The sequence below is a fragment of the Ectopseudomonas composti genome (assembly GCF_001567565.1).
Taxonomy (GTDB): domain Bacteria; phylum Pseudomonadota; class Gammaproteobacteria; order Pseudomonadales; family Pseudomonadaceae; genus Aquipseudomonas; species Aquipseudomonas composti_A.
The window spans coordinates 317,392-331,895 of record NZ_LSSW01000022.1 but is presented as its reverse complement, the minus strand read 5'-3'; the positions used below and the strand labels follow the sequence as shown (position 1 = coordinate 331,895).

Annotated in this window: 11 protein-coding genes; 9 read left to right on the top strand and 2 right to left on the bottom strand. The window is 63.9% G+C overall.

What is annotated here, in order from left to right; translation table 11 throughout:
- The first annotated feature begins 23 nt into the window (after positions 1-23).
- From nuoG to nuoN, 8 genes are all read left to right on the top strand, one after another.
- The gene (gene nuoG, locus PCLY_RS10720) at positions 24-2,747 is read left to right on the top strand and encodes an NADH-quinone oxidoreductase subunit NuoG (RefSeq protein ID WP_061239285.1); all 2,724 of its coding nucleotides are present in this window, start codon (positions 24-26) and stop codon (positions 2,745-2,747) included.
- A complete protein-coding gene (nuoH, locus tag PCLY_RS10715) occupies positions 2,744-3,736 on the top strand; it encodes an NADH-quinone oxidoreductase subunit NuoH (protein ID WP_061239284.1) in 993 nt (330 codons plus the stop codon). The genes nuoG and nuoH overlap by 4 nt, the downstream gene beginning before the upstream one ends.
- A gap of 13 nt (positions 3,737-3,749) precedes the next feature.
- A complete protein-coding gene (nuoI, locus tag PCLY_RS10710; protein WP_061239283.1) occupies positions 3,750-4,298 on the top strand; it encodes an NADH-quinone oxidoreductase subunit NuoI in 549 nt (182 codons plus the stop codon).
- A gap of 67 nt (positions 4,299-4,365) precedes the next feature.
- A complete protein-coding gene (gene nuoJ / locus PCLY_RS10705) occupies positions 4,366-4,875 on the top strand; it encodes an NADH-quinone oxidoreductase subunit J (protein WP_017360843.1) in 510 nt (169 codons plus the stop codon).
- Positions 4,872-5,180 (top strand): NADH-quinone oxidoreductase subunit NuoK, encoded by a 309-nt coding sequence (nuoK, locus tag PCLY_RS10700; RefSeq protein WP_061239282.1) that lies wholly within the window; start codon positions 4,872-4,874, stop codon positions 5,178-5,180. Before nuoJ ends, nuoK begins: the two co-directional genes overlap by 4 nt.
- Positions 5,177-7,027: an NADH-quinone oxidoreductase subunit L gene (nuoL, locus tag PCLY_RS10695; protein WP_061239281.1), complete on the top strand. Its 1,851-nt coding sequence runs from the start codon at positions 5,177-5,179 to the stop codon at positions 7,025-7,027. Before nuoK ends, nuoL begins: the two co-directional genes overlap by 4 nt.
- Positions 7,028-7,040: 13 nt before the next feature.
- Positions 7,041-8,570, top strand: coding sequence for an NADH-quinone oxidoreductase subunit M (gene nuoM, locus PCLY_RS10690; protein WP_061239280.1), 1,530 nt, complete (start codon positions 7,041-7,043; stop codon positions 8,568-8,570).
- A 19-nt stretch (positions 8,571-8,589) separates the two neighbouring features.
- Entirely contained in the window at positions 8,590-10,074 is a 1,485-nt protein-coding gene (nuoN, locus tag PCLY_RS10685; RefSeq protein WP_061239279.1) for an NADH-quinone oxidoreductase subunit NuoN, read from the top strand.
- Positions 10,075-10,200: 126 nt separating this feature from the next.
- Here the strand turns inward: nuoN and tam are convergent, their stop codons facing one another.
- Positions 10,201-10,962: a trans-aconitate 2-methyltransferase gene (tam, locus tag PCLY_RS10680; protein ID WP_061239278.1), complete on the bottom strand. Its 762-nt coding sequence runs from the start codon at positions 10,960-10,962 to the stop codon at positions 10,201-10,203.
- A gap of 312 nt (positions 10,963-11,274) precedes the next feature.
- On the opposite strand from tam, the gene PCLY_RS10675 reads away from it, so the two are divergent.
- Positions 11,275-12,282, top strand: a complete 1,008-nt coding sequence (locus PCLY_RS10675) for a TRAP transporter substrate-binding protein (RefSeq protein WP_061239277.1) — start codon at positions 11,275-11,277, stop codon at positions 12,280-12,282.
- A gap of 23 nt (positions 12,283-12,305) precedes the next feature.
- Here PCLY_RS10675 and PCLY_RS10670 read toward each other — a convergent pair whose 3' ends face one another.
- Positions 12,306-14,354: a putative bifunctional diguanylate cyclase/phosphodiesterase gene (locus PCLY_RS10670; protein WP_061239276.1), complete on the bottom strand. Its 2,049-nt coding sequence runs from the start codon at positions 14,352-14,354 to the stop codon at positions 12,306-12,308.
- Positions 14,355-14,504: the final 150 nt, after the last annotated feature.

The window sequence follows — 14,504 nt, the reverse complement described above, 5'->3', positions numbered from 1 at the left end:
CGGGTAAACGAAGACTTAAAGAAATGGCCACTATCCACGTAGACGGCAAAGATTTCGAAGTCGATGGAGCAGACAACCTCCTGCAGGCCTGCCTGTCCCTCGGACTCGATATCCCCTACTTCTGCTGGCACCCGGCGCTTGGCAGCGTCGGCGCATGCCGCCAGTGCGCGGTCAAGCAGTACAGCGACGAGAACGACACCCGTGGTCGTATCGTCATGTCCTGCATGACGCCAGCCACTGACAACACCTGGATCAGCATCGACGACGAGGAGTCCAAGGCGTTTCGCGCCAGCGTCGTCGAATGGCTGATGACCAACCACCCGCACGACTGCCCCGTGTGCGAGGAAGGCGGTCACTGCCACCTGCAGGACATGACGGTGATGACCGGGCACAACGCCCGTCGTTATCGCTTCACCAAGCGTACCCACCAGAACCAGGAACTCGGCCCCTTCATCGCCCACGAGATGAACCGCTGCATCGCCTGCTACCGTTGCGTGCGCTACTACAAGGACTACGCCGGCGGCACCGACCTGGGCGTCTACGGCGCGCACGACAACGTGTACTTCGGTCGCGTCGAGGACGGCACGCTGGAAAGCGAGTTCTCCGGCAACCTGGTCGAGGTCTGCCCGACCGGTGTGTTCACCGACAAGACCCACTCCGAACGCTACAACCGCAAGTGGGACATGCAGTTCGCCCCGAGCATCTGCCACGGCTGCTCCAGCGGCTGCAACATCAGCCCCGGTGAGCGCTACGGCGAGCTGCGCCGCATCGAGAACCGCTTCAACGGCTCGGTCAACCAGTACTTCCTCTGTGACCGTGGCCGCTTCGGCTATGGCTACGTCAACAATGCGGATCGCCCACGTCAGCCGTTGCTGGCTGGCCAGGTCATCGGCATCGACGCCGCGCTGGACAAGGCCGCCGAGCTGCTCAAGGGCAAACGCGTGATCGGCATTGGCTCGCCGCGCGCCAGCCTGGAATCCAACTTCGCCCTGCGCGAGCTGGTGGGTGCTGACAACTACTACAGCGGTATCGCCGCTGGCGAACTGGCCAATATCCGCCTGATTCGCGACATCCTGCAAAACGGCCCGCTGCCGACGCCGACCCTGCGCGATGTCGAATTGCACGACGCCATCTTCGTTCTCGGCGAAGACCTGACCCAGACCGCCGCGCGTATGGCCCTGGCCCTGCGCCAGGCGGTCAAGGGCAAGGCCACCGAGATCGCTGCCGGTGCACGCATTCAGGACTGGCATATGGCGGCGGTGCAGAACGTCGCCCAGCACGCCCTACACCCGCTGTTTATCGCCAGCGTAACGGAAACCCGCCTGGACGATGTAGCCGCCGAAAGCGTACACGCCGCGCCGGCCGACCTGGCTCGCATCGGTTTCGCCGTGGCTCACGCCATCGATCCGAGCGCCCCGGCCGTCGACGGTCTGGAAGCCGAGGCGCAAGCGCTGGTACAGCGCATCGCCGACGCCCTGCTGGCAGCCCAACGCCCGCTGATCGTCTCTGGTGCTTCGCTGGGCGACAAGGCCCTGATCGAAGCTGCCGCCAATATCGCCAGCGCACTGAAGAACCGTGAGAAGAATGGCTCGCTGAGCCTGGTGGTGCCCGAGGCCAATAGCCTGGGCCTGGCACTTCTTCTGGATAAAGAGCAGGGCGGCGACTCCGTCGATGCCGCACTCGATGCCCTGAGTGGCGGCCAGGCCGACGCCGTGATCGTGCTGGAGAACGACCTGTACCGCCGCGCCGATGCGGCCAAGGTCGATGCCGCGCTCAGCGCCGCGCAGGTGGTGATCGTCGCCGATCACCAGCGCACCGCCACCAGCGAACGCGCTCATCTGCTGCTGCCGGTGGCGAGCTTCGCCGAAGGCGACGGCACCCTGGTCAGCCTGGAAGGTCGCGCCCAGCGCTTCTTCCAGGTCTATGAGCCGAGCTACTACGACGCCGGCATTCTGATCCGCGAAGGCTGGCGTTGGCTGCACGCGCTGCACAGCACCCTGCAAGGCAAGGCCCTGGACTGGACGCAACTGGACCAAGTCACCGCAGCCTGCGCCGCCAGCAATCCGCTGCTGGCCGGCATCAAGGACGCCGCGCCGAGCGCCGCGTTCCGCATCAAGGGCCTCAAGCTGGCGCGCGAGCCGCACCGCTACAGCGGCCGCACCGCCATGCGCGCCAACATCAGCGTGCACGAACCGCGTCAGCCACAGGATCAGGACAGCGCCTTCGCCTTCTCCATGGAAGGCTACGCCGGCAGCAAGGAAGACCGTCAGCAGATTCCGTTCGCCTGGTCGCCGGGCTGGAACTCGCCACAGGCCTGGAACAAGTTCCAAGACGAGGTCGGTGGTCATCTGCGTGCTGGCGACCCTGGCGTGCGCCTGCTCGAAGCCGCTGGCAACGCCCTGCCCTGGTTCGCCGTCAACGCCGCGTTCAACCCGGCAGTCGGCACCTGGCAAGTGGCTCCGCTGCACCACCTGTTCGGCAGCGAGGAAAACTCCGCACGCGCCAAACCGATTCAGGAACGCATGCCCGAGCCCTACGTGGCCCTGGCCCGCGAAGAGGCGGCACGCCTGGGGGTGAACGACGGCGCGCTGCTGGCCCTGCGCGTCAACGGCCAGGCGCTGCGCCTGCCGCTGCAGGTACGCGATGATCTGGCCGTCGGTCTGGTCGGCCTGCCGCTTGGCTTGCCGGGCATTGCCGCGACGCTCGCCGGTGCCAGCGTGACCCTGCTGCAGGAGGCCGCGCAATGAGTTGGTTGACGCCCGAACTGATCGAGATCGTCGTCGCGGTACTCAAGGCCATCGTCATCCTGCTGGTGGTGGTGGTCTGCGGCGCGCTGCTGAGCTTCATCGAGCGCCGTCTGCTCGGTTGGTGGCAGGACCGCTACGGCCCCAACCGTGTGGGGCCGTTCGGCATGTTCCAGATCGCCGCCGACATGATCAAGATGTTCTTCAAGGAGGACTGGACGCCACCGTTCGCCGACAAGTTCATCTTCATCCTGGCGCCGATGATCGCCTTCGCGGCGATGCTGATGGCCTTCGCCATCATCCCCATCACCCCGACCTGGGGCGTGGCGGATCTGAACATCGGCATCCTGTTCTTCTTCGCCATGGCGGGCCTGTCGGTCTACGCGGTGCTGTTCGCCGGCTGGTCGAGCAACAACAAGTTTGCCCTGCTCGGCAGCCTGCGCGCCTCGGCCCAGACCATCTCCTACGAGGTGTTTCTGGCCCTGGCGCTGATGGGCGTGGTGGCGCAGGTCGGCTCGTTCAACATGCGCGACATCGTCGATTACCAGGCGCAGAACCTGTGGTTCATCATTCCGCAGTTCTTCGGCTTCTGTACCTTCTTCATCGCTGCCGTCGCCGTGACTCACCGTCACCCGTTCGACCAGCCGGAAGCCGAGCAGGAGCTGGCCGATGGTTACCACATCGAATACGCCGGGATGAAATGGGGCATGTTCTTCGTCGGCGAGTACGTGGCCATCGTCACCGTATCGGCGCTGCTGGTAACGCTGTTCTTCGGCGGCTGGCACGGCCCGTTCGGCATCCTGCCGCAGATCCCGTTCTTCTGGTTCGCGCTGAAAACGGCCTTCTTCATCATGATCTTCATCCTGCTGCGCGCGTCGATCCCACGCCCGCGTTATGACCAGGTCATGGCCTTCAGCTGGAAGTTCTGCCTGCCGCTGACTTTGATCAACCTGCTGGTGACCGGCGCCGTCGTGCTGGCCATGGCCCAGTAAGGAGAACCACAGAATGTTCAAATACATATGGGACGTGCTGGTTGGTACCGGCACCCAACTGCGCAGCCTGGCCATGGTGTTCAGTCATGGCTTTCGCAAGCGCGACACCCTGCAATACCCGGAAGAGGCGGTCTATTTGCCGCCGCGCTACCGTGGCCGCATCGTCCTCACCCGCGATCCCGACGGAGAGGAACGCTGCGTAGCCTGCAACCTGTGCGCCGTAGCCTGCCCGGTGGGTTGTATCTCGCTGCAGAAGGCCGAAACCGATGACGGTCGCTGGTACCCGGAGTTCTTCCGCATCAACTTCTCGCGCTGCATCTTCTGCGGCCTGTGCGAGGAAGCCTGCCCGACCACCGCGATCCAGCTCACCCCGGATTTCGAGATGGGCGAGTTCAAGCGTCAGGATCTGGTGTACGAGAAGGAAGACCTGCTGATCAGCGGCCCCGGCAAAAACCCGGACTACAACTTCTACCGCGTTGCCGGTATGGCCATCGCCGGCAAGCCCAAGGGCGCCGCGCAGAACGAGGCCGAGCCGATCAACGTCAAGGGGCTGTTGCCATGACTCGTTCTTACCCTCTCCCCCAGCCTCTCTCCCTCAAGCGGGAGAGAGGTGCAATGAGGAGCTTCTGATGGAATTCGCGTTCTACTTCGCCGCCGGTGTGGCGGTGGCAGCGACGGTGGGGGTGGTCACCAACACCAACCCGGTGCATGCCTTGCTCTACCTCATCGTCTCGCTGCTGGCGGTGTCGATGGTGTTCTTCGCCCTCGGCGCGCCCTTCGCTGGCGCGCTGGAAATCATCGTCTACGCCGGCGCCATCATGGTGCTGTTCGTCTTCGTGGTGATGATGCTCAACCTCGGCCCGGCTGCCGCCGAGCAGGAGCGCAAGTGGCTGACGCCTGGCATCTGGGTCGGCCCGGCGATTCTCAGCGCCCTGCTGCTCGGGCAGTTGCTCTACGTACTGCTCAACCACGTCAGCGACGCCCACATCGGCCACACCACGGTCGAAGCCAAGGCCGTCGGCATCAGCCTGTTCGGCCCCTACCTGCTGGCCGTGGAGCTGGCCTCCATGCTGCTGCTCGCCGCACTGGTCGCTGCCTACCACTTGGGCCGCCACGACGCCAAGGAGCCAACCGCATGATCGGCATCCCACTCGAACATGGCCTGGCCCTGGCCGGCGTACTGTTCTGCATCGGCCTGGTCGGCCTGATGGTGCGGCGCAACATCCTGTTCATCCTGATGAGCCTGGAAGTGATGATGAACGCGGCTGCGCTGGCCTTCGTCGTGGCCGGTGCCCGCTGGGGCGCGGCTGACGGCCAGGTGATGTTCATTCTGGTGATCACCCTGGCAGCCGCCGAGGCCAGCATCGGCCTGGCGATCCTGCTGCAGCTGTATCGCCGCTTCAACACTCTGGATATCGACGCTGCCAGCGAGATGCGCGGATGAACCTTCTAGCCCTGACTCTATTCTTCCCGCTGCTCGGCTGGCTGCTGCTGGCCTTCTCGCGCGGACGCTTCTCGGAAAACACCAGTGCGGTGATCGGTGTCGGCTCCATCGGCCTGGCGGCTGCCAGCGCTGCCTGGGTCATTGCCGCGTTCCTCGGCAGCACGCCGTCCGGCGGCGCCTACAGCCTGACCCTGTGGCAGTGGATGAGCGTCGAAGGCCTGGCGCCGAGCTTCACCCTGCACCTGGATGGCCTGTCGGCCACCATGCTCGGCGTGGTCACCGGCGTGGGTTTCCTGATCCACCTGTTCGCCAGCTGGTACATGCGCGGTGAAGAAGGCTATTCGCGCTTCTTCGCCTACACCAACCTGTTCATCTTCAGCATGTTGCTGCTGGTACTCGGCGACAATCTGCTGGTGCTGTTCTTCGGCTGGGAAGGCGTGGGCCTGTGCTCGTACCTGCTGATCGGCTTCTACTACAAGCACGTGCCCAACGGTAACGCGGCGCTCAAGGCGTTCATCGTCACCCGCGTCGGCGACGTGTTCCTGATGATTGGCATGTTCATCCTGTTCATCAACCTCGGCACCCTGAACATTCAGGAGCTGATGGTGTTGGCGCCGCAGCAATACGTGGCCGGCGACGCCTGGCTGTGGGTCGCCACGCTGATGCTGCTGGGCGGCGCGGTGGGCAAGTCCGCCCAGTTGCCGCTGCAGACCTGGCTGGCCGATGCCATGGCAGGCCCGACGCCGGTGTCGGCGCTGATCCACGCGGCTACCATGGTCACCGCTGGCGTGTACCTGATCGCTCGCACCCATGGCCTGTTCCTGCTGACCCCGGAGATTCTCGAACTGGTCGGCATCGTCGGCGGCGTGACCCTGGTGCTGGCCGGCTTCGCCGCGCTGGTACAGACCGACATCAAGCGCATCCTCGCCTACTCGACCATGAGCCAGATCGGCTACATGTTCCTCGCCCTGGGCGTTGGTGCCTGGGACGCGGCGATCTTCCACCTGATGACCCATGCCTTCTTCAAGGCCCTGCTGTTCCTCGCTTCCGGCGCGGTGATCAATGCCTGCCACCACGAGCAGAACATCTTCAAGATGGGCGGCCTGTGGAAGAAACTGCCGCTGGCCTACGCCAGCTTCATCGTCGGGGGTGCGGCGCTGGCCGCCCTGCCGCTGCTGACCGCCGGTTTCTACTCCAAGGACGAAATCCTCTGGGAAGCCTTCGCCAGCGGTCATAGCGAGCTGCTCTATGCCGGTCTGGCCGGCGCCTTCCTGACCTCGATCTACACCTTCCGCCTGATCTTCATCGCCTTCCACGGCGAGCAGAAGACCGAGGCGCACGCTGGTCATGGCATCGCCCACAACCTGCCGCTGCTGGTGCTGATCGTGCTGTCGACTTTCATCGGCGCCTGGATCACCCCGCCGCTGGCCGGCGTGCTGCCGGAAAGTGCCGGGCATGCCGGTGGCGAGGCCAAGCACAGCCTGGAACTGCTGTCGGGCCTGGTCGCGGTCAGCGGTGTCGTCATCGCCGCTCTGCTCTTCCTCGGCCAGCGCCGCGTCGCCTCCGCTGTGGCGCAGAGCGTGCCGGGCCGCCTGCTGAGCGCCCTGTGGTTCGCCGCCTGGGGCTTCGACTGGCTCTACGACAAGCTGTTCGTGCGCCCTTACCTGCTGCTCTGCCACCTGCTACGTCGCGACCCCATCGACCGCAGCATCGGCCTGATCCCGCTGCTCGTACGCGGCGGCAACGCCGCACTGGTGCGCAGCGAAACCGGCCAGGTGCGCTGGTACGCCGCTTCGATCGCCGGGGGCGCCGTGCTGGTGCTCGCCGCCATCCTATTTTTGAGTTAAGGAAAACAGCCTGATGATTCTGCCCTGGCTAATCCTGATCCCCTTCATCGGCGGCCTGTTGTGCTGGCAAGGCGAGCGCTTCGGCCATGTTCTGCCACGCTGGATCGCCTTGATCACCATGGCTCTGCTGTTCGGCCTGAGTCTGTGGCTGTGGATCAGTGGTGATTTCACCCTGGCGCCCGCCCCGGACGACGGCCCGCGCTGGGCCCACGAGTTCGTCATCGACTGGATCCCGCGGATGGGCATCACCATCCACCTGGCGATGGACGGCCTGTCGGTACTGATGGTGACGCTCACCGGTCTGCTCGGCGTGCTCTCGGTACTGTGCTCGTGGAACGAGATCCAGAACCGCGTCGGCTTCTTCCACCTCAACCTGATGTGGATTCTCGGTGGCGTGGTCGGCGTATTCCTCGCCGTCGACTTGTTCCTGTTCTTCTTCTTCTGGGAAATGATGCTGGTGCCGATGTACTTCCTCATCGCGCTCTGGGGCCACAGCGGCAGCGACGGCCGTACCCGCATCACTGCCGCGACCAAGTTCTTCATCTTCACCCAGGCCAGCGGCCTGATCATGCTGGTGTCGATCCTGGCCCTGGTGTTCGTGCACTTCAACCAGACTGGCGTGCTCAGCTTCAACTACGCCGACCTGCTGAAGACCCAACTGGCGCCGGGTACCGAATACCTGCTGATGCTCGGTTTCTTCGTCGCCTTCGCGGTGAAGTTCCCGGTGGTGCCGGTGCACTCCTGGCTGCCGGACGCCCACGCCCAGGCGCCGACTGCCGGCTCGGTGGACCTGGCCGGCATCCTGCTGAAAACCGCCGCCTACGGCCTGCTGCGCTTCGCCCTGCCGCTGTTCCCCAATGCCTCGGCGGAGTTCGCGCCCATCGCCCAGTGGCTCGGCGTGTTCGCCATCGTCTACGGCGCGTTGCTGTCGTTCGCGCAGGCCGACATCAAGCGCCTGGTGGCTTACTCCAGCGTGTCGCACATGGGCTTCGTGCTGATCGCCATCTACTCCGGCAGCCAGATCGCCCTGCAGGGCGCGGTGGTGCAGATGGTCGCCCACGGCCTGTCTGCCGCCGCGCTGTTCATCCTCTGCGGCCAGCTCTACGAGCGCGTGCACACCCGTGACCTGCGCCAGATGGGCGGGATCTGGGCGCGCATGCCCTGGCTGCCGGCCATCAGCCTGTTCTTCGCCGCTGCGGCGCTGGGCCTGCCGGGCACCGGCAACTTCGTCGGCGAGTTCCTGATTCTGCTCGGCAGCTTCCCCAGCGCGCCCTGGGTCGTGGTGCTGGCCGCCTGTGGCCTGGTGCTCGGCTCGGTGTACGCCCTGGCGATGATCCATCGCGCCTACTTCGGCCCGGTGCAACAGGAAGCGGCATTGCCTGGTCTGAAAGCCCGCGAGTTGGCCATGGTGCTCGGCCTTGGCGTGCTGCTGATTCTGCTTGGCGTTTACCCGCAACCGGTGCTCGATACCTCCGCTGCCAGCATGCATGGCGTGCAGCAGTGGATGGCTGGCGCCCTCGATCAACTCGCCTCGGGCCGGTAAGGGTAAGGATTAGAGACTCATGGAACATCACGCTGTCGAATTCACTCTGCAACACCTGATCGCCCTGCTGCCGCTGCTGGTGACCAGCCTCACCGCCGTGGTGGTGATGCTGGCCATCGCCGCCAAGCGCAATCACACGGTCACCTTCATCCTCTCGGTAGTCGGCCTGAACCTGGCGCTGCTGTCGCTGATTCCAACGCTGGAAGTGGCCCCGCTCGAGGTCACCCCGCTGCTGCTGATCGACAAGTTCGCCTGCTACTACATGGCCCTGGTGCTGGCGGCAAGCCTGGCCTGCATCACGCTGATCCATGCCTACCTGGGTGGCGATTCGGGCAAGGGTTACCCGGGCAACCGCGAGGAGCTGTATCTGCTGGTACTGCTGTCCGCCGCTGGCGGTCTGGTATTGGTCAGCGCGCAGCACCTGGCCAGCCTGTTCATCGGCCTGGAGCTGCTGTCGGTGCCCACCTACGGCATGATCGCCTACGCCTTCTTCAACAAGCGCTCGCTGGAAGCCGGCATCAAGTACATGGTGCTGTCGGCGGCCGGCTCGGCCTTCCTGCTGTTCGGCATGGCGCTGCTGTATGCCGAGTCTGGCAACCTGGCCTTCGCCGATATCGGTATCAGCCTGATGCGCGAGAGCAGCCAACTGGTGCAGATCGGCATCGGCATGATGTTGATCGGCCTGGCCTTCAAGCTGTCGCTGGTGCCCTTCCATCTATGGACGCCGGATGTCTACGAAGGCGCCCCGGCGCCGGTGGCGGCCTTCCTGGCCACCGCCAGCAAGGTGGCGGTGTTCGCCGTGCTGCTGCGCCTGTACCAGATTTCCCCAGCCATGAGCGGCGGCTGGCTGAACGAGCTGCTGACCCTGATCGCGATTGCCTCGATCCTGTTCGGCAACCTGCTGGCACTGCTGCAGAACAACCTCAAGCGCCTGCTGGGTTACTCGTCGATCGCCCACTTCGGCTACCTGCTGGTGGCGCTGATCGCCAGCAAGGGCCTGGCCGTGGAAGCCGTGGGCGTGTACCTGGCCACCTACGTGCTGACCAGCCTGGGTGCGTTCGGCGTGATCACCCTGATGTCCACGCCCTACAGCGGCCGTGATGCCGATGCCTTGTACGAATACCGCGGCCTGTTCTGGCGCCGCCCGTACCTGACCGCCGTACTCACGGTGATGATGCTGTCGCTGGCCGGCATCCCGCTGACCGCTGGCTTTATCGGCAAGTTCTACGTGATCGCCGCCGGTGTCGAGGCGCAACTGTGGTGGCTGCTCGGCGCCATGGTGCTGGGCAGCGCTATCGGCGTGTTCTATTACCTGCGGGTGATGGTCACGCTGTTCATGCGCGAGCCCAACCTGCATCGCCATGATGCCCCCTTCGACTGGGGTCAGCGCGCTGGCGGCATCATGCTGCTGGTGGTCGCCCTGCTCGCCTTCTTCCTTGGCGTGTATCCGCAGCCGCTGCTGGAGCTGGTGCAGCAGGCCGGACTGGTCGCCCTGGCACGCTAAGCGCAGCCTCGCAAAGGAAAAGCCCCCGCAGATGCGGGGGCTTTCTTTTAAGGATCGCGGCTAAAGCCTCTCCCACCAGTCACTCCAACCCCGTGGGAGGGGCTTTGGCCGCAACAGCGTGTTGCGCTAACGCCGGGCCACCAGAAACAGCCGCGGAAACGGCAACAACACCCGACCATCGGCCTGCGCCGGATAGGCCTCAGTGATCGCCGCCTGATAGCGTTGCAGAAATGCGGCCTGTTGCCCGGCATCCAGCGGCTGCAAAAACGGCAGCAACGCCGTGGACTTGAACCACTCCACCACCGCCGCCGCATTATCCAGCACATGGAAGTAGGTGGTGCGCCAGATATCCAGCTCACTGGCGTGGGCACCGAGGATGTCGTAGTAGGCCTGCGCACTGTGCCGCTCAGGGTGGCGCACCTCGCCGATTTGCCCTGCCCACGGTCCGGCGGCCGCCACTTCACGGGCCAGGCGGTGCGCCGGCTCCTGCAGATTGTCCGGCGTCTGGATCGCCAACCAGCCTCCAGGTGCCAGCTGCGCGAGCAATCTGGGGTACAGCTGGGGATGATCCGGCAGCCATTGCAACGACGCGTTGGCCAGGATCAGTTGCGGCGCGTTTTCGGCCTGCCAGTGCTGGATATCCGCCAACTGAAAGGTCGCCTGCGGCAGCCGTTCGCGCGCCGTACGCAACATGTCTTCACTGCTGTCGATACCGATCAGTTGCGCTTCAGGTGCATGCGCCTGCAACACGGCAGTGGAGTTACCAGGGCCACAACCCAGGTCAACGGCCAACTCGACACCATCACGCGGTACCGCCGCCAGCAGGTCATGTACCGGGCGTGTGCGCTGACGTTCGAACAGGGAATATTGCTGCGCGGACCAACTCATTGAAAAACGCCTAAGCTTCACTCGACCGGCAGAGGATAGCAGGCCGCGCACACGGCCTATCAACCGGCAATTTTCCGCCGAACAAAATGCCATCACATGGCGGCTATCCGCCATACCCTGTGCGCCAGATCACAGGGTTTCTACCAACCCAGGCAGGCTGGCGGAAATTCGCCACACTGGCATAACCCTTGCCCTATAAGTAACAGCTCTGAACTGTCTGGGGCGCTGCCAACCTCCCCCCAGCAGAACAGTGGAGCGACCAAATGATGACGCCCGAAGGCGTCGCAACCGACAAGAAGAAAAGGAAGCAGTATGTTCAATCCAGTCCGCGCCCTGGCCGCCTGCGCCTTGGCGTTAGCCTCCTTTGGTGCCACTACGGCACTGGCCGATGAACCTATCCTGATCAAGTTCTCCCACGTTGTCGCCGACCACACGCCCAAGGGCCAGGGCGCACTGCTGTTCAAAAAACTGGTCGAAGAACGCCTGGCCGGCAAGGTCAAGGTCGAGGTCTACCCGAACTCCAGCCTCTACGGCGATGCCAACGAGCTGGAGGCCCTGCGTAACGATGACGTGCAGCTGCTGGCGCCATCGCTGGCCAAGTTCGAGCAGTACACCAAGCAGTTGCAGGTGTTCGACCTGCCCTTCCTGTTCGATGACATCGAAGCGGTCAACCGTTTCCAGAAGCGCTCCAAGGGCCGTCAACTGCTGCGCTCGATGGAAGACCACAACATCGTCGGCCTGGCCTATTGGCACAACGGCATGAAGCAGCTCTCGGCGACGCGCGCACTGCACACCCCTGGCGATGCCAACGGCCTGAGCTTCCGCATTCAACCCTCGGCGGTACTGGAGGCGCAATTCCGCCAGGTTGGCGCGAGCACGCAGAAGCTGCCCTTCTCCGAGGTGTTCAAGGCGCTGCAGAGCGGCCAGGTACAAGGGGCCGAGAACCCCTGGTCGAACATCTACAGCCAGAAACTGCATGAAGTGCAGCCCTTCATCAGCGAAACCAACCACGGCGTGCTGGACTACATGCTGGTGAGCAACTCGCGCTTCTGGTACCGCATCCCGCATCAGGTCCGCGTGGAGCTCGAAGCCATCATCGATGAGGTCACCTATGCGGTGAACAAACAGGCTGAAGCCGCCAACCAGGCCGACCGCCAGCGCATCATCGATTCGGGTCGCAGCCAGCTGATCACCCTCAGCAGTGAAGAGCGCGAAGCCTGGCGCAACGCCATGCGCCCGGTGTGGCAGCAGTTCGAATCAGCGATCGGCAGCGACGTGATCAAGGCGGCGCAGACGGTCAATCGCAAGCAACGCAAATGATGGCGGGATTCCGCCAAGCCCGGTCAGCTGGGAATTTGCTCGGGCGGTAGCGGATGCCCGAGCAAGTAACCCTGCAGGGAGTCACAACCCAGTTTGGTAAGGAACGCCTGCTGCTCGGGCGTCTCCACACCCTCGGCGACGATGCGCAGGTCCAGCGCCTGGCCCAGGGCAACGATGGCGGAGACGATGGCCATGTCGTCGCCGTCATGCTCCAGATCACGCACGAAACCGCGATCGATCTTCAATTCATTGGCCGGCAGGCGCTTGAGATAGAGCAGGCTGGAGTAGCCGGTACCAAAATCGTCGATGGCGATGTCCACCCCCATTTCGGCAAGCTGCTCGAGAATCTCCTGGCTGCTGCTGACGTCATGCATGGCAGTGCTTTCGGTGATTTCCAGGGTCAGACAATTGGCCGGCAGTGCATGCCTGTCCAGGGTCTTGCCAACCGTTTCGACCAACTCTCCGTGGCAGAACTGTAAAGCCGAGAGATTCACTGCCACGCGCCAGTCCCGGTGCCCCTGCTCATACCACAGACGCATTTGCCGACAGGCCTCATCCAGCACCCATTCACCGATGGGAATGATCAGCCCGGTCTTCTCAGCCAGCCCGATGAAGCTGACCGGCGCCAACAACCCCTGCTGTGGGTGCTGCCAACGTAACAAGGCCTCGGCGCCGAGCATTTGACCAGAGTCACTGGCGAACTTTGGCTGGTAGTACAGGCGCAGCTCGCCATGTTCCAGGGCTACACGCAGGTCCTGCAGCAACTGCAGTTGCTGTCGTGCATTGGTGTTCATCGAGCTCTCGAAGAAGCTGTAACCATTCTTGCCCAGGCTCTTGGCGTGGTACATCGCCGCGTCGGCGTTGATCAGCAACTCCTGCTGGTCGATGCCATCCCCCGGATACAGCGCGATGCCCACGCTGGTGGAGACTCGCAGTTCGTGGCCGTCGATGTTGAACGCCTGGCCAAGCAGCCCCACCACATGGCTGGCCACATGAGCCGCATCATCCGGATGGCGCAACTCGGCCAGCAGCACGAACTCATCGCCGCCAATGCGCGCCAGACTGTCGTTGGCGCGCAGATGGACACGCAGGCGCTGCGCTACCGCGACCAGCAACTGATCGCCAACATGATGACCGAACGCATCGTTGACCGGTTTGAAGCCGTCCAGATCCATGAACAGCAGAGCGAAATGCCCTCCGCTGCGCTGCACCTTGAGGATGTTCTGGCTGACGCGGTCTTCCAGCAGCAGACGATTGGGCAGCTTGGTCAGACCATCATGCAGGGCCAACTGAGTCAGTTCGGCATTGGCCTTGGCCAGCGAACTGCTCAACAGCTCCGTGCGCGCCTCCAGACGCGCATCGAGAATCGAGGTCAGCAAGGCGATGGCCAGCACCGCAAGAGTGGTGACGATCACCAGGCTTGCCAGCCAACTGCTGTTCAGGCCGCTGAAGGCCGCACCACAGAAACTGCCTTCGGGGAAATTCGCGGCCGCCATGCCGGTGTAGTGCATTCCAACGATGGCAAAGCCCATGATCACCGCCGCCCCGCCACGCAACAGGCGCACATGGGGCGTATGACGACGCAGGCGGAAGGCGATGAGCAGCGCCGCCCCGGAAGCCGCCACGGCGATCAGCAGCGATAGCGCGAAAAGCAGCGGGTCATAGACGATACCCGGCTGCATGCGCATCGCGGCCATGCCGATGTAGTGCATGGCACCGATTCCGGCGCCCATGGCCAGAGCCCCCAGACCAAGATGCCAGGCAGGCAGTTCGGGCTGGCTGACCAGCCACAGCGCGAAGCCCGAGGCGAGCATGGCAATGGCCAATGAGAGCAGCGTGATGGTGAGGTCGTAGCCAAGCTCAATCGGCAGGCTGAAAGCGAGCATGCCAACGAAATGCATGGACCAGATGCCAAAGCCCATGGCCAGCGCACCGCCGCCTATCCACAGTGCACGCACTCGGCCGCTGGCGCTGGCGATACGCCCCGACAGGTCGAGGGCGGTGTAGGACGCCAGGATCGCCACGCACAGTGAAAGCAGGACCAGGGCAAAATCGTAACTACCAGTCAGCATCGAGGCACTCTGAGTAAAAAGACGCACGACCGAAAGGCGATGCCTGCCGACATCGCCGTTGGCCAATTGCAATCACTTAAAAACCAGCGCGGATCTTAACGGAAACCTGGCCCGCAGATCAGGACTAATGGTGCGAGCAACAAGGCCGCC